Genomic DNA, 13,313 nt, shown 5'->3' on the forward strand with positions numbered 1-13,313 from the left:
GTGGATCGAACTGCACGGGCGGTCGGAAGCAGGAACCCGCCGAGACGACTGCGCAAGGAGCCATCCATGCGCAGCGTGGTAGGAATCTCCAGCCTTCAGGCCGGGGAGGATGTCAATTTCCCAGTTTCACCCTCCTCTCTGGCTCAGCTTGGAGCCAATGGCCTCATCGGCAAACCCTTCAACGCCGCCACCCTGGCTGCGGACATCTGTGCTCTGCTGGGCTGGGATCCCTGACTCAACCCTGAACCCGCCCCAAAGACCCCTGGGATCCCACCGATATCCGCCAAATCGCGTAGAAGAAACGTACAAATTGCCTACGCAAATCCTCGATGTTTCTCTGTACTTCCACTGATCTCGAGGCTACGATAGGGGCATGAACGTTAGAAATACGGAGGAAACACAGATGCAAGTCAGTGAAGATCTAACCCTGGACTACCGTACTTACCGCATAGCAGCCCTATTGAGCGAGAGCTTCTCTTTGGGAGCACTGCTGGGAGTATCCCTCAAGTGGCAGAACGATGTCTCCTCCGTGAATGAGCCGCGGCCCAGGGCTTCCCATCTTTCCCTGCAGGACATCGAGCAGCGCTACCTCACCTCTTGGCAAAGATAGTCTTCTCCCTTCAAAAACCATCTCTCAAACAGAACCAGCCATGAATACAAGTCTTGACTCTGTTACTCTGCCCTCCAGCATCCAAGAAATCGCGGAGCAGGTGTTCCGCAGCAGCTTCCTCAGCTTGGACCAAGAGAACCGCATCAATGAGCTGCTCTTTCAGCGGCGCTACTCTGAGGCTGACCTGGAACTGTTGGACTGCCTAAGCTTGGCGTTGCTGAACCATCAAATTGAGACGGAAAAACGTTCTGCGGCAAAAGCTGCCTGACCCCCAAAACGCATCAAGTTCCTCCAAAGCAAAAGGGGATCCCAGCTGGATCCCCTTATTTGTCCAATCTGAGTCCAGTGACCTAGCTGATCTCCAAGGAAAGCCCTGGAAGCGCCCCGGCAAGCATTCCAGAGTTCTTGCAGGATGTGGGGACTAGACCGCAACGGTCTTCTTCACCTGAGCCGCCAAAGCTCCAGAAGCATACTTGGCTGCCATCTCATCCAAGGTAACCACCGGAACTTTGGTGCCATGGCCAGCACAGCCGAAGGCAATGTAGCGCTCAGCACAGACTTTTTGCATCTCCTTGATGGAAGGCTTGAGGAAGTGGCGGGGGTCAAACTCTTTCGGATTCTCGGCCAGAGCGCGGCGCACGGCAGCTGTGATGGCCAGGCGGTTGTCGGTGTCGATGTTTACTTTGCGCACTCCATTTTGGATGCCCCGCTGAATTTCTTCCAGCGGCACACCGTAAGTCTCGGGAATGGAGCCGCCGTATTCGTTGATGATGTCGATCAGCTCCTTGGGCACCGAGGAGGAACCGTGCATCACCAGGTGCGTGTTGGGCAGGCGGCGGTGGATCTCAGCAATGCGCTCCATGTCGAGGATGTCACCAGTGGGCTTCCGGGAGAACTTGTAGGCGCCATGGCTGGTACCAATGGCTACGGCCAGAGCATCCACCTGAGTTCGCTCCACAAAGTCCACCGCTTGGTCGGGGTCGGTGAGGAGTTGGTCATGGCTGAGCGCCTCTTCCGCGCCATGGCCATCTTCCGCTTCCCCACGGCCCGTTTCCAGGGATCCCAGGCAGCCCAGTTCTCCTTCCACGCTTACCCCAATTGCGTGGGCCACTTTCACCACCTCGGAGGTCACGGCCACGTTGTACTCGTAGCTGGCCGGGGTTTTGGCATCTTCTTTGAGGGATCCATCCATCATGACGCTGGTGAAGCCGTTGCGGATGGCGGAATAGCAGGTAGCCGGGCTATTGCCGTGGTCTTGGTGCATGGCGACGGGGATGTGGGGGTAGGTCTCCACTGCCGCCAGGATCAGGTGCCGCAGAAAGTTCTCGCCCGCATACTTGCGTGCCCCTCGAGAGGCTTGCAGGATAACGGGGCTGTTGGTTTCATGGGCTGCCTGCATGATTGCTTGGATCTGCTCCATGTTGTTGACGTTGAAGGCAGGAATGCCGTAGCCATGTTCGGCGGCATGATCCAGCAGCGTCCGCATTGCAACGAGAGCCATCGGTTACCTCCTGAGGTGCTGACCTAGTGCGTATGAGATTTGCTTACCGTTGATCTTAAGATACTTTTTACGTTTTGGCGGATAAGCCGCCGGGGATCTGCGCATCTTGCCGAGGGATCTTTGCAACCATTGGCCGCAATGCTCGCGCTCAGACGCAACAGGCGCGCCGACATCTTCAGGTACAGTGGGGAGGGGCAAGACTGTTGGGCGCTTGCATCGAGGATGGATCTGCCCATGCCCGCTCAATTTATCTCTTAGTCTCTCTAATTCTACTGTGGTGTTTTTGTGTTGTTTGCCCGGAGGAATGGGAACGTGCGTTGCAATCGCTGGCCGGTCTTGGGTGTAAAGCAAACAAGGGCTCTCTGGGGTAGTTGGGTGCAAGGAACCGGTTTGGCAATGGCCTGTTGGGCGACGGGCCTTCAGTTGGCAGCTTGGGGGATCCCTGGGCAATCTCCAGATCAGGTGGCGGCCTGGGTGAGGGACAATCCTGTGCTGCGGCCCCGTCCGGGTGAAACCCTGAACATCAACCGAGTGGAGCCGGATGGATCCCGTTTTACGTTCTTGGCTTCGGTGGCTCCGCCGGGACGGATCATCAACCCGCTGGATCGGGAGACGATTCGCTCGGAGCGGATGACGTTCTTTCGCCCCCAAGGACTGACGGCAGAAGACCTCTTTCAAGCCATTCGCGACGTTTATGGGCCGGAGATCGCCGCCGATCTGGATCAGGCGGTGGAGGTGATTCGCTACCCGTCCCCAGAAGCTCTGGCAAGCAGTCCGGGCTATACCTTGGCCCTTGCCATCCAAGGGGTGGTGCTGCGGGGAAACCAATTCGTGTATTGGCTGGAGCTGACGCAAAACCCCGATGGCCGCGTGCAGCAGGGGCAGGTGTGGGTGTTCCAAGAGGAATGGCTTCCCAAAGTGGAGGGGGAGCTGGCGGAGCGCTTCCCCTTGCAGGTGATGACCCGTTGAGGGGCCCCCAATCTTTTCCCCAAGAAGAGAGGCGTTCAGGGACGGAGGAAAGCCGGCAATTCCACCCGCTCCACCTGGGGCCGAAAGCCCAACCAAGGGGCGGCCAACTGGGCAAACCGCTCTGGATCCCCACTCACGTAGAAACGGTGGGGTTCTCCCCAAGCAGCGGTCAAGGGGCGACGCAAGTCCCACAAACTCAATTCGCGGGCCAGGGATCCCACCAGCGCCATCCCTGGATCTACCCGTTTGACCGAGGACGGCAGCAAAGGCTTCAGGATTGGATCCAGCAGGGGGTAGTGAGTACAGCCATAGACAAGAGTATCGATCCCCTGTTGCAACAGCGGTTGCAGGTAGCGTTCAGCCGCCTGTCGCAGAGCAGGGCTATCCAGCCATCCGGCTTCAATGAGAGGGACGAACTCAGGGCAGGCCTGCTCCCAACAGTAAACGGGGTACGGAAAACGTTTGGGATCCAGAGCGCTGTACTCTTGAATGGCTCTTGAGTAAGCGCGACTCTTGACCGTGGCCACCGTGGCGAGCACCCCAATGCGGGATCCCTGGGCCAGTGCTGCCTGGGCGCCGGGCAGGATTAACCCCAGAATGGGCAGGGCAAACTCCTGCCGCACCTGTTCTAGGGCCAAGGCCGAGCTGGTATTGCAGGCCATCACCACCAGCTTCACCGGCTGTGCCTGCATCCATGTCAGAATTTGCCGCACAAAGGCCAGGATCTCCTCTGGCGAGCGTTCCCCATAGGGCAACCGCGCTGTGTCGCCGAAGTAGATGAGCCGTTCCTGGGGGAGCCGGCGGCGTAAGGCTCGCCAAACCGTCAGCCCGCCCAAGCCGCTGTCAAACACCCCAATTGGCCAACTGGGATCTGGCTCTGATTTCCACTCCCACTGCATGCTCCGTTCTCCTCAACACCTTGGCCTAAGCTGCTGTATCCTACCCTGCTTTCGAGAATCTCGGCGACAGATTCCCTGCCTTCCCTCTGAGATCAACTGGGCCAACTGGATCGTCAATTCGATCAGTTAAGGATCAATTGAGAGATCCGATAGACATGAACAAGCTCAGCCAACGGCTAGCGACTGCGCAAGAAAGTCTCAATGCCATCGGCAATGGCCCGCGCCAAAATAGCCTGATATTCGGCAGTAGCCAATTTTCGCCCTTCGGTTGGGTTGGTTACGTATCCCAACTCCAGCAGCACGGAGGGCATACCCACAGGTGTTTCCCGCACCACAAAAAAGCGGGCCCGTCTCACCCCCCGGTCAGCAGCGCCGGTAGCCCTGACCAAGCTGCGGTGCAAGATGGCGGCCAGCTCGGCGCTATCGGGTCGCAGGTAGTAGGTCTCGATGCCGTGAATGCCGGAGCGATCCAGGGCGTTGGCATGAATGCTCACCAGCAGGGCAGCATTGGCCTGAACGGCCATATCCACCCGCGGTTGCAGCAGCACTTCCCGGTCATCGGTGCGGGTCATCACCACCCCGTACCCCCGCTCCTGCAGCAGTCGTTGCACCTGGTGGGCAACGGAGAGCACGATGTCCTTCTCCTGGATCCCATCCACCCCGATGGCACCGGGATCCCGTCCCCCGTGGCCGGGGTCGATGGCAATGACCGTCCGGTTCAGAGATTGGGGGGTGGAAGGGGAGGCAGGGCCGGGCGTCTGCGGCTGAGGTATTGGTGGAGGAGCATTCAGAGGTCGCAGCTCCAAGGTAATGCGGCGGGATCCCTGGCCGGGGTTGGGCTCGAAGACATTGAACTCCTCGGCGGGCTGCACCAGAATGCTGACCGTGCGGGCATCTTCCTGGACAAAGCGGATCCGCTCCACCGGCCCTCCAACCGGCAAGCCGGGATCCGGCATAGACTGGGGCAGGCGCGCCGGCGCCACATTGATGCGGTAGCCACCACTCTCGGGATCCCAGCCGGCCCGGTAGAACATGAATCCATCGGCGCTGATGATCAACCGGTTGCCCTGGAGCTGAACCGATTGCAACGTGGCCAGCGGCCCACTGCTGTTGACAGAGCTGACCTCGGGCAAAAGGCTGGCCTGGGCAGCACCGCCGGCAGGCTGGATCCAGATCCCACCTCGCTGTGGGTCGTAGCGGGCTTCCCAGTCGCCACCGGAGGAATCCACATCCAGCACTACCCGAGCAACGGTGGGCTCAAACTGCCCGATGCGCAGCCGCGAAACCCCCAGACGGTTGATGACATAAGCTCGCTGGGTGAGGGCAGGGCTGAGGGTGGTGTTGAGAAAATCCACCACTACCCGATCCGGATCGAGGATGCGCCGCACCGTAGTGGAGGGGCTGCCTTGGGTACGGATAAAAAAGCCTTCTGCTTGCGGGGATACCTCTAAAATTTGATGGCCGGAGCGAGGAGATGGGGTGGGTGCCGGGCGTCGGGGAGGCAGTGTCGGCAAAGGCGGGGACGGCGGGAAGGGATCCCTGGAACCTCCCAATAAGCCGGCAGATGAAGGGGGAGAAGAAGAGAGAGATCCGGCCTGGGTGAATTGAACAGCCCAGCGGGAGGGGCCGGCAGTGAGCAGTTGCAGTTGGTTGAGGCTGAGAGGCTGATCCGGCTGCAGATAGAGCACAAAGCGGGTAATGGTATCCGTAAGCTGGCTAATCTGCAGAGAGGTGACACGGCCCGCAAAAGTCTGGGTTTGGGGCTCCTGTCCAAAGCGGGTGTTGGGAAAATCCAGCACAACCCGAGGCGGATTCTGCAGCACGAACAGAAAAGGCCGCACCTCGCCCTGGGTGTTAACTTCCAGCCGCCCCTGCTGGGGGTCGTAGTACCAACGCTCAATGCGCGATAAACCTGGGGCTGTAATCGCCTGAGCCTGGACAGATTCCGGGGGAAACAGTCCTGCTCCCGCCAAGCTCAACAGCAGCATCGCCCCCCATATCCGCCTTGACCTCGGCTTGCCGAATTCGGGCATGACCTTCCATCCACTCCCCACACCTGCTGCCCTCAACTATACCAACCTGCCCTCGGAGCAGCCTGGGAAGGAGCGCAATTCCGCTCTTGCCTGCAGGGCTGGGGGATGATGGGTAGAGGCTCGCCCCTTCTTCTTCCTGCTTGTTCTCCGGCGAGGTATCTTGGGATGCCCAAACCACCGGATCTCCTAACCCTGGCCCGAGCTGGACACGCCCAGTCGATTGTGCAGGTTGTGCGGATGGAGCTGCTGCGGCGTCGCTGGTGTGCTCAGGTAGACTTTGCCGACGAGACCCTGCACATTCACCTCATCGGATCCCCTTATCGGCCTCAGCTCTCCCCCCAAGTTGCCGCCGCCCAACTGTTTCTGATCCTGAAGCAACTGCGGATTCCACGGCTGGATCAAGTGGAGATTTGCGCTTTCCGCGGCTCACGCTTGCTCTGGCGGCAGAGCCTAAAGCTGGGATCCCGGCAGCGTTGGGATCGGTTTTCCTTCGATAACTGGGCAGTCAACGCTTGGGCTTACCCGGCTGCGTTTGCGGTGGCCCTGATGGTGAACAACATAGGCTTGTTGCAGTTGTTGCATTTGCCTCTTCACATTTGGATCCACGAATTTGGCCATGCCACCGTCGCCTGGTGGAGCGGGTATCGGGCTTTGCCTCTGCCCATCGGCTGGACAAGCGTTAGCTCGCAGAGGGATCCCTTTGTGTATTTTGGAATCCTCTTTTTACTGATTCTACTCTTCTGCTCAGCCCGCAAGGAGCGGATTGGGTGGCTGCAGGTGCTGGCCATCTTTCTTGCTCTATTGCAGTTTTACATGACCTGGCTGATGCCCAATCGCACCTGGGAGATGTTGTTTGTCTTTAGCGGCGTTGGAGGAGAATTTTATCTCAGCACCTTTCTGATGGCCAGCTTTTATTTTCCCTTGCCAGATCGCTGGCGATGGGATTTTTGGCGATTTGTCGTGCTGGGGATCGCGAGCAGCAGCCTGTGGAGAAGCTTTTGGGAATGGCACAGCATCAGACTGGGATTGGCCGAGGTTCCCTGGGGAACTTTGTTGGGCGGCCAAGGAGATGCCAGGGGGGATATGAACCGCCTAAACTACGACTTTGGCTGGAGCACCGATCAAATCATCCAAACCTACACTTTTTTAGGAAACCTGTGTGTCTTATTCGCATTGAGCCTATACGTCCTATTCCTGTTGCGAGCAAACGATGAGACTTGGCTGTATCTGCGAGCAAAGCTTATTCTTTGGATGGATGGTTTGATAGGCTCCAGTTCAAGGAAACGTTCTTAAGATCCTCTTGTACTGAACATTGCCCCAACTACAACTTTTTCCGGCAGCACCAGCTACATCCGGCGCAAAATGAGCTCTTGGGTAAAAGGGATCCCGCTTGTCTCCAGAACTTCCCTAGTGTCCAACTCGATTCCTCAAGGGGGCAGGATCATTTTGGTTTTGGACTGCAGCTTTGCCGGTTGGGAATTGCTCCAACCACTCCGTTGAGCTCAGAGGGCGTTTGTGGTGCCCATCTGGGCAATGATTGGGCGGGAGAAGCGGCACCCCTATCAGGTTGGAGATGGCCTGTTGAGCATTCGCTCTATGCTGAGGGATATGTATAGACAAACTTCCTCTGCAACGGTACTTTACCCATGTCAGCCGCCTTCTCTTGGCCCTACCGCACCCCAGGGATCCCAGACTCTGCCTTTGAACGCATCCCAGGGATCCCGATGAGCCCTCGTGAGGTGCGCGTGTTGGTGCTAAGCCAGTTGCGCCTGGGAGAGAACCACTGCCTGTGGGATATCGGCGCCGGAACCGGCACAATTGCCATTGAAGCGGCTGTTCTATGCCCCAAAGCTCGCGTGATTGCCATCGAGCGAGATGCCGAGGTAGTCAGCCTAATCGAGAGCAATTGCGAGAAATTTGGCCTCACCAACGTGCAGGTGATTCAAGGTACTGCCCCCGATTGTCTGCAACACCTTTCTCCGGCACCGGATCGCATCTGCATTGAGGGAGGCCACCCCCTACGCGAGATCTTGGAAGCCTGCTGGAGCCATCTCAGCCCCAACGGGCGGGTCGTGGCGACGACCAACTCTTTGGATGGGCTCTACGGCCTTTCTGCCGGCCTGGCCGCTGTGCGGGCTCATCATGTGGAGGTGATTCAATCTGCGGTGAACCGCCTGGAACACCGCGGTCGGACTCAAATGCTGCTGGCATTGGATCCCACCTTTGTTTTAAGCGGAGAAAAAATGAGTTAAGTTTTATATGACCTGTTTACATTTTTTGGTAGATCTTTTCCCAAGGTGATGAATAAAAGCAGATTGGTCTGTCTCGAATGTCTTAAACTGGCAAAAAAGATTGGGCCACCACAAACCTTAAGCTATACTGATGTTTCTCGATCCCAAACTCAAATCTGCTTTTATACCAGATTAAGAGAGCTGGGAAACCCAAAAGCTATGGTTCAATTCCAAAACCCCTTTCAGGAATCACGGGAAGTCAGGCTGCGGCAACTGTTGATTCGAGAGCGCTGGCCAGAAATGCTGAAAGGCTGCCGGGCTTGCATCCATTGGGACGACTTCAAGCGACCGGAATGCTGCGGTGACTGCGGCATTGGCGATCGCCGTAGGCAAGCGGTAACCGAAGAAAGCCCACCCAGCAAGTCCCCAGGAATTTAGGGTTTCCCAAGCTTTCCAGAGGGGGATCCCAGCTCTTGTGGTGGTTTGTAGTAATTTTTACCTAGGGAGTTTTACCCAAAAATTGGGTCCCAAGCCCAGTCTTCACATCTGTCTGCAGCCAGAGCAAACCAGCAAGGTGGGGAGGCAACGAGCGCCTCTCGCAGGATCGTTATGTCGTTGCTCCCTAGCCTCTCATCGCGCCAGCGGGCCGGAGGCCTTTCGCGCCAGCGGGCCGGAGGCCTTTCGCGCCAGCGGGACGGAGTCCTTTTTTCGCCCCATTGGCCCTCTGCTTCAGCGTCTCAGGAGCAGCTCCCCAGCAACCTCCACGCAGGGATCCATGTTAATTTCTACACCAACATGGTTAGCGACAGGGTCGGCGACAAGCCTCAAACCCTGATTCTTCCGTTGACCCGGTCGATCCCGCTCTGGGCAAGGGTTTCAGGCCTCTCGGCAGAGAAAAATAAGGGGAAATTGCAGCCGTTCGCGCCAGCGGGACGGAGTCCTTTCGCGCCAGCGGGACGGAGTCCTTAAACGAGACCCTGTCGATCTAGGCCCCTGGATCCCGCTCTGGACAAGGGTTATAATCGGGGAGAGTCGCTTCCCTTCGGGGAAGTGGAATTAGTGGAATTAATGGAAACAATACGAAACTTCTCAATCACCAGTACCCCCATCATGCCCCACGCTAGGGGGTAGAACTTGGCGCTGGCAAACCCTGCCTGCAGGGCCATTTGTCGTTGCTCTTCTCCAGAGGGAAAGCGATCTAGGCTGGGATCAATGTAGGCATATTCGGATCCCAGTCCCAAAGTTTTGGCCTGGGCAACCACCTGAGTGTTCAAGTACCAGCGCTGAAATTGTTCGCAAAGAGGGATCCCTGTGGGGCGGTGAAAATCCAAAATGGCGGCACGACGTCCTGGCTTCAGTACTCGCCTAATCTCTCGCAAGGCTTGGGGAATATCGGTTACATTGCGCAAGCCGTAGCCCATGGTAATGGCATCGAAGCTACTGTCGGGAAAAGGTAAGGCCAAGGCATCTCCCAAAACCCACTCCAGGGAGTAGCCAGGGAAGAGCCGGGAGCGACGCCGGGCAATCGCCAGCATGGCGGGAGAGAAATCTAGGCCCACCACATGTCCCCTTCGTCCTACTCGGCGGGCCAACTGCAGAGCCAGATCACCGGTTCCACAGCACAGATCCAGCACATATCCTCCTGAGCTGGCGCCCGACCAACGCACGGCCATACGCTTCCAAACCTGATGGAGGCCCAGGCTCAAGGTTTGGTTGAGGGAGTCATAGTGGGGAGCAATGCGGTCAAAAAGCGCTCGGATTTCCTCAGGCTGTTCAAAGGTTGGGCTAGGCACCTCTTCTCAACTCCACCTCATGTTCCCCGTACAAACTTTGTTGCTCCTGTTGCTCCGCAACGCTACGTGACCGGATCTGTGGTCTGAAGCTAAAGGAAGAGGGGTGTTACGGCGGCACTGGGATCCCACTGGCTCCCACTCGGTGGCGGCGGCTGGGGTAATCAGCCAAACTCAGGGACAGGGATCGGGATCCGGCTAGGCTCGAGGCTGGGATGCGGATGGTTCCCTGGAAGACTTGGCTATTGGGGGGCAGCTCCCCCGGCAAACCCTGGGTGAGCCCGTTGATTGGCCGTCCATTGTCGTCAGTAATGTTCAGGAAGCTATAGAGAAAGCGCACCGTCTCTGCCGAGTTGTTTTGCATAGCTACATTCAGAACCACTTGGCTTCCCTCGCGACGAACCGAGAGCACCTGCATAGAGACCTGTCCACTGGCGGCAATTGGTAGGGGGGGCGGAGGTGGTGTGGGCGCTGGCGGGGCAGGAACTCCGTCCTGCTGACGGGAACGAGAAGGTGGAGGAGATGGGGTGGCGGGGCGAGTAGTTGGCGACGGGGCCGCCGCCAATTCAGGAGACAATCTGGGGGTGGGTGTTGGAGTGGGAGTTGCAACCGGCGTGGGTGCTGGGGTAAAGAGGGGGGTGGGAGTTGGGGACGGACGAAGGCTGGCTTCGGCTGCTGCAATTACCTCAGCCTCGTTCAGCAAAGGCACAGTACGGGGATCCCGAACTTCGCGGGAAGGAGAAGCCCGACCGGCGCCGGTGACGGGAGAAGAAACCCCCGATAGAGCTCGCTGACCAAATAGGTAGCCCAGACAAGCACTCAACACCGTTGTGAAGAGAAACGCGCTCAGCCAGAACAGCACCCCCGAGAATGTGGAGGCGAACTCCTGAAACGGTTTGGCCGGTCTACGCAAAGGCTGTTAACTCCTGCTGCTAGTTCGCTTTCCTATGATACGAAAGTGACAGAGAAGCTAGGGGTTCTCGACCGGGGCAGAGTTTTTGCGTTGTTGCTCATGGGCCTGTAGCGGGGCGCTGTCTAAGTTGGGCAGCCGCTCCCCCAGCCACCAACCCGGATCTTCCCAGCTCAGGGATCCCAGCCATTTCCCGGCCCGATCTGCCAAGACCAAGCCCAACAAAACGGGAGCAGTGGTGATCCCCAGCGCTAGGCTGAGCCAGAGCGGTTGAGGAGATCGAAAAGAGGCCGAAGCAGCCTTTTGTTCAGGCGGAGATATCGGCTTGGGATCTGTCATGGTCGGGCTTTTGAGCCTGAAGTTCAAGTGCGCTGTTGTTAGGTTAATCTCAAGCGTCAGTGGATTTCCAGCGTAATGTCGATTGTGCTGATCTGCGGCCCTGTGCGCTCCGGCAAAAGCCGGCTGGCAGAGGGTTTGGCTGCCGCTTCAGGCTTGCCGGTTGTCTACCTGGCTACCGGGCCAAAACCCGATCCTGAGACTGACCCAGAGTGGGCAGAGCGCGTTCAACAGCACCGGCAACGGCGGCCTTCCAGTTGGCAGACTTGGGAAACCGGGAGGGACTTGGGGGCAGAACTGCAAAAGTTGCCCCAGCCCTGTTGTGCGCTGGTGGATTCGCTGGGGGGATGGGTGGCGCAGGGCCTAGACTGTCCCTCTTCAGAATGGGATCCCTTGGTGCAATCCTTCTTGGCAACCTTGCAAAGCCATAGAGGGGAGATCCTCCTGGTGTCTGAAGAAGTGGGCTGGGGGGTGGTGCCCGCTTACCCACTGGGGCGGCGGTTTCGGGATCGGATGGGGGAACTGACCCAAAGGCTGGCTCCCCTGGCCGACCAAGTGTTTTTGGTAACGGCAGGTTTTGCCCTGGATCTCACCCGTCTAGGGATCCCAGTGGCGAGCAAGACAGAGCAGAGCTGAGATAAGCTGCATTTGCAAGCCAGATAGCTGTGTTGCCGTGCCGATTACCCTCTACCTTCCTGCCAAGGCCATTCAAACTCTGGATCTCACCCCCGGCCATGAGCTGGTGAAAACCTTGATGGCCGATCCCGTGCGTGCTGCCCAGCAGGTGCAATGCGCCATCGATTGGCCGCGCAGCCCTGAGGATCCACGGGAGCTGTCCGAGATCCCGGAGGTGCGCCTGTGGTTTATTCGTTGGGATACAGTCTACCCCTGGATGCCCTACTTTCTCAATTGGCGCCAAGGAGAACTGGCCCGTTACGCGGCTATGATGGTGCCCCACCAATTCAACCCTCGGGAGGGCATTGTTTACAACCCAGAAGCGTTGGAGATCTTTGTCTATCAGAAGATCTTTGTGTTGATGCGGTGGTTTAAGCAGCAGAACCTGGGATCCGTCTCCATGCTGCGGGATATGGCTTTGGTATTTGGCTTCGAGATCCAGCCGGAGTTTCTCGCCCTATGGGAGGCAGAGCCATGAAGGTGATGGTGGCCAACACCTGGCCGGGGATCCCAGGAGCTACGGCAGTGGCCGACGCTTGGCAGCAGGTGGTTCAACGCCCTTGGGGCCGGCTCAGAGTGGATCCCAACCCTTCGGAAGCTCAGCTAAAGGCCCTCTGGCAACAAATCTCCGAGTGGGCAGGAGAGAGAGATCCCCTACTGGTTTTGCCGGGCAGCGTTGCCGATCCCATAGGGCCAGGCCAAACCTGGGCCGATCTAGCCCATGCGTGGGGGTTGAGCTTGCTGTTGACGTTGCAACGGGAGGCCGCCCTGAGCCAAGGTGCTGCTTTTGCCGCCCTGTTACGCCAAGCCAGGGCCCGTGGTTTGGGATGGGTGCTGGTTGGATCCCTGCCCGAAACTGGGGATCCCCAAGCCTTGGAAAAGCTGGATGCAACTTTGATCCCGCGCCTGGAAGCCCAAGTAGGAATGCCGGTGTTGGGGAGAATGGCTCTTGATGGGCAGATCCTTTGGGATCCAGATGCCCTACTGCTCTGCAATGCTGCCCAACCAAGGAACTGAGCGCCACCCACTGATCCCTGCGGCTCGAACCGTTCCTCTTCACTTGGAGGGTAGGCGAAACTTCATTCTTGTTGCTAGGGAAACCACAAAAAAATCCCCCAGACCAAGCTGGGGGATTCACCAATGCTGTTGAAGCGTCAGGTCAGGCCATCAGCCACGCACCGCAGGCGCTACCTCCACCGCCGCCAAATCCAGCGGGAAATTGTGCGCATTCCGCTCGTGCATCACTTCCATCCCCAGGTTCGCCCGGTTCAGCACATCAGCCCACGTCCCAACCACTCGACCGTTGCTGTCCACAATCGACTGGTTGAAGTTGAACCCGTTCAGGTTGAACGCCATGAT

General features: G+C 58.1%; 16 protein-coding genes and 1 pseudogene. 10 read left to right on the plus strand and 7 right to left on the minus strand.

Annotated elements, in window-relative coordinates; translation table 11 throughout:
* The first annotated feature begins 66 nt into the window (after positions 1–66).
* The 3 genes from ACVWZG_RS13450 to ACVWZG_RS13460 all read left to right on the plus strand — a co-directional run bounded on the left by ACVWZG_RS13450 (position 67) and on the right by ACVWZG_RS13460 (position 878).
* Entirely contained in the window at positions 67–234 is a 168-nt protein-coding gene (locus ACVWZG_RS13450; RefSeq protein WP_457404261.1) for a hypothetical protein, read from the plus strand.
* A 169-nt stretch (positions 235–403) separates the two neighbouring features.
* Complete coding sequence (locus tag ACVWZG_RS13455) at positions 404–610, plus strand: hypothetical protein (RefSeq protein ID WP_011432020.1); 207 nt, start codon at positions 404–406, stop codon at positions 608–610.
* 40 nt (positions 611–650) lie between these two features.
* On the plus strand, positions 651–878 hold the full coding sequence (locus ACVWZG_RS13460) for a hypothetical protein (protein ID WP_457407456.1): 228 nt from the start codon (positions 651–653) through the stop codon (positions 876–878).
* A gap of 153 nt (positions 879–1,031) precedes the next feature.
* Here ACVWZG_RS13460 and fba read toward each other — a convergent pair whose 3' ends face one another.
* Positions 1,032–2,111 carry a class II fructose-bisphosphate aldolase gene (gene fba / locus ACVWZG_RS13465; RefSeq protein WP_011432022.1) on the minus strand — a complete coding sequence of 360 codons (1,080 nt, stop codon included), beginning with the start codon at positions 2,109–2,111 and terminating at the stop codon, positions 1,032–1,034.
* A gap of 375 nt (positions 2,112–2,486) precedes the next feature.
* Between fba and ACVWZG_RS13470 the strand changes: the two genes are divergently transcribed.
* Positions 2,487–3,080, plus strand: a complete 594-nt coding sequence (locus ACVWZG_RS13470) for a hypothetical protein (RefSeq protein WP_414409192.1) — start codon at positions 2,487–2,489, stop codon at positions 3,078–3,080.
* Between the two features lie 35 nt (positions 3,081–3,115).
* Here the strand turns inward: ACVWZG_RS13470 and murI are convergent, their stop codons facing one another.
* Together murI and ACVWZG_RS13480 are read right to left on the minus strand one after the other, a co-directional pair.
* Positions 3,116–3,979, minus strand: coding sequence for a glutamate racemase (murI, locus tag ACVWZG_RS13475; protein ID WP_457407454.1), 864 nt, complete (start codon positions 3,977–3,979; stop codon positions 3,116–3,118).
* A gap of 176 nt (positions 3,980–4,155) precedes the next feature.
* Positions 4,156–5,967: an N-acetylmuramoyl-L-alanine amidase gene (locus ACVWZG_RS13480; RefSeq protein ID WP_414350538.1), complete on the minus strand. Its 1,812-nt coding sequence runs from the start codon at positions 5,965–5,967 to the stop codon at positions 4,156–4,158.
* A gap of 210 nt (positions 5,968–6,177) precedes the next feature.
* Here ACVWZG_RS13480 and ACVWZG_RS13485 point away from each other — a divergent pair, with 210 nt between their 5' ends.
* The 3 genes from ACVWZG_RS13485 to ACVWZG_RS13495 all read left to right on the plus strand — a co-directional run bounded on the left by ACVWZG_RS13485 (position 6,178) and on the right by ACVWZG_RS13495 (position 8,681).
* Entirely contained in the window at positions 6,178–7,305 is a 1,128-nt protein-coding gene (locus ACVWZG_RS13485) for a hypothetical protein (RefSeq protein ID WP_457407452.1), read from the plus strand.
* Between the two features lie 353 nt (positions 7,306–7,658).
* Positions 7,659–8,264, plus strand: a complete 606-nt coding sequence (gene cbiT / locus ACVWZG_RS13490) for a precorrin-6Y C5,15-methyltransferase subunit CbiT (RefSeq protein WP_414332185.1) — start codon at positions 7,659–7,661, stop codon at positions 8,262–8,264.
* A 198-nt stretch (positions 8,265–8,462) separates the two neighbouring features.
* A complete protein-coding gene (locus tag ACVWZG_RS13495) occupies positions 8,463–8,681 on the plus strand; it encodes a hypothetical protein (protein ID WP_414332184.1) in 219 nt (72 codons plus the stop codon).
* A gap of 578 nt (positions 8,682–9,259) precedes the next feature.
* Here the strand turns inward: ACVWZG_RS13495 and ubiE are convergent.
* The 3 genes from ubiE to ACVWZG_RS13510 all read right to left on the minus strand — a co-directional run bounded on the left by ubiE (position 9,260) and on the right by ACVWZG_RS13510 (position 11,282).
* Positions 9,260–10,036: a bifunctional demethylmenaquinone methyltransferase/2-methoxy-6-polyprenyl-1,4-benzoquinol methylase UbiE gene (gene ubiE, locus ACVWZG_RS13500; RefSeq protein ID WP_414522813.1), complete on the minus strand. Its 777-nt coding sequence runs from the start codon at positions 10,034–10,036 to the stop codon at positions 9,260–9,262.
* Positions 10,037–10,142: 106 nt separating this feature from the next.
* Positions 10,143–10,946, minus strand: coding sequence for a hypothetical protein (locus ACVWZG_RS13505; RefSeq protein ID WP_457407450.1), 804 nt, complete (start codon positions 10,944–10,946; stop codon positions 10,143–10,145).
* Positions 10,947–11,003: 57 nt separating this feature from the next.
* Positions 11,004–11,282 (minus strand): hypothetical protein, encoded by a 279-nt coding sequence (locus tag ACVWZG_RS13510; RefSeq protein WP_414407421.1) that lies wholly within the window; start codon positions 11,280–11,282, stop codon positions 11,004–11,006.
* A gap of 75 nt (positions 11,283–11,357) precedes the next feature.
* Here ACVWZG_RS13510 and cobU point away from each other — a divergent pair, with 75 nt between their 5' ends.
* Genes cobU through ACVWZG_RS13525 form a run of 3 tightly spaced genes read left to right on the plus strand, consistent with a single transcriptional unit; the run spans position 11,358 to position 12,971 of the window.
* Complete coding sequence (cobU, locus tag ACVWZG_RS13515; RefSeq protein ID WP_457395628.1) at positions 11,358–11,915, plus strand: bifunctional adenosylcobinamide kinase/adenosylcobinamide-phosphate guanylyltransferase; 558 nt, start codon at positions 11,358–11,360, stop codon at positions 11,913–11,915.
* 37 nt (positions 11,916–11,952) lie between these two features.
* Positions 11,953–12,432, plus strand: a complete 480-nt coding sequence (locus ACVWZG_RS13520) for a CRR6 family NdhI maturation factor (protein WP_011432033.1) — start codon at positions 11,953–11,955, stop codon at positions 12,430–12,432.
* Positions 12,414–12,971 carry a hypothetical protein gene (locus ACVWZG_RS13525; RefSeq protein WP_457395631.1) on the plus strand — a complete coding sequence of 186 codons (558 nt, stop codon included), beginning with the start codon at positions 12,414–12,416 and terminating at the stop codon, positions 12,969–12,971. The genes ACVWZG_RS13520 and ACVWZG_RS13525 overlap by 19 nt, the downstream gene beginning before the upstream one ends.
* 150 nt (positions 12,972–13,121) lie before the next feature.
* Here the strand turns inward: ACVWZG_RS13525 and ACVWZG_RS13530 are convergent.
* Positions 13,122–13,313 (minus strand): annotated as a pseudogene (locus ACVWZG_RS13530) (photosystem II q(b) protein); the annotation flags it as partial.

The organism is Thermostichus sp. OS-CIW-33 (assembly GCF_054059615.1).

What these genes read in the sequence shown, in the direction of transcription:
- ACVWZG_RS13460 (WP_457407456.1), top strand. Translation starts at nt 651, where the DNA reads ATGAATACAAGTCTTGACTCTGTTACTCTGCCCTCCAGCATCCAAGAA.
- fba (WP_011432022.1), bottom strand. Translation starts at nt 2,111, where the DNA reads ATGGCTCTCGTTGCAATGCGGACGCTGCTGGATCATGCCGCCGAACAT.
- cobU (WP_457395628.1), top strand. Translation starts at nt 11,358, where the DNA reads ATGTCGATTGTGCTGATCTGCGGCCCTGTGCGCTCCGGCAAAAGCCGG.
- ACVWZG_RS13510 (WP_414407421.1), bottom strand. Translation starts at nt 11,282, where the DNA reads ATGACAGATCCCAAGCCGATATCTCCGCCTGAACAAAAGGCTGCTTCG.
- ACVWZG_RS13525 (WP_457395631.1), top strand. Translation starts at nt 12,414, where the DNA reads ATGGGAGGCAGAGCCATGAAGGTGATGGTGGCCAACACCTGGCCGGGG.
- ACVWZG_RS13495 (WP_414332184.1), top strand. Translation starts at nt 8,463, where the DNA reads ATGGTTCAATTCCAAAACCCCTTTCAGGAATCACGGGAAGTCAGGCTG.
- ACVWZG_RS13455 (WP_011432020.1), top strand. Translation starts at nt 404, where the DNA reads ATGCAAGTCAGTGAAGATCTAACCCTGGACTACCGTACTTACCGCATA.
- ACVWZG_RS13485 (WP_457407452.1), top strand. Translation starts at nt 6,178, where the DNA reads ATGCCCAAACCACCGGATCTCCTAACCCTGGCCCGAGCTGGACACGCC.
- murI (WP_457407454.1), bottom strand. Translation starts at nt 3,979, where the DNA reads ATGCAGTGGGAGTGGAAATCAGAGCCAGATCCCAGTTGGCCAATTGGG.
- ACVWZG_RS13480 (WP_414350538.1), bottom strand. Translation starts at nt 5,967, where the DNA reads ATGCTGCTGTTGAGCTTGGCGGGAGCAGGACTGTTTCCCCCGGAATCT.
- cbiT (WP_414332185.1), top strand. Translation starts at nt 7,659, where the DNA reads ATGTCAGCCGCCTTCTCTTGGCCCTACCGCACCCCAGGGATCCCAGAC.
- ACVWZG_RS13450 (WP_457404261.1), top strand. Translation starts at nt 67, where the DNA reads ATGCGCAGCGTGGTAGGAATCTCCAGCCTTCAGGCCGGGGAGGATGTC.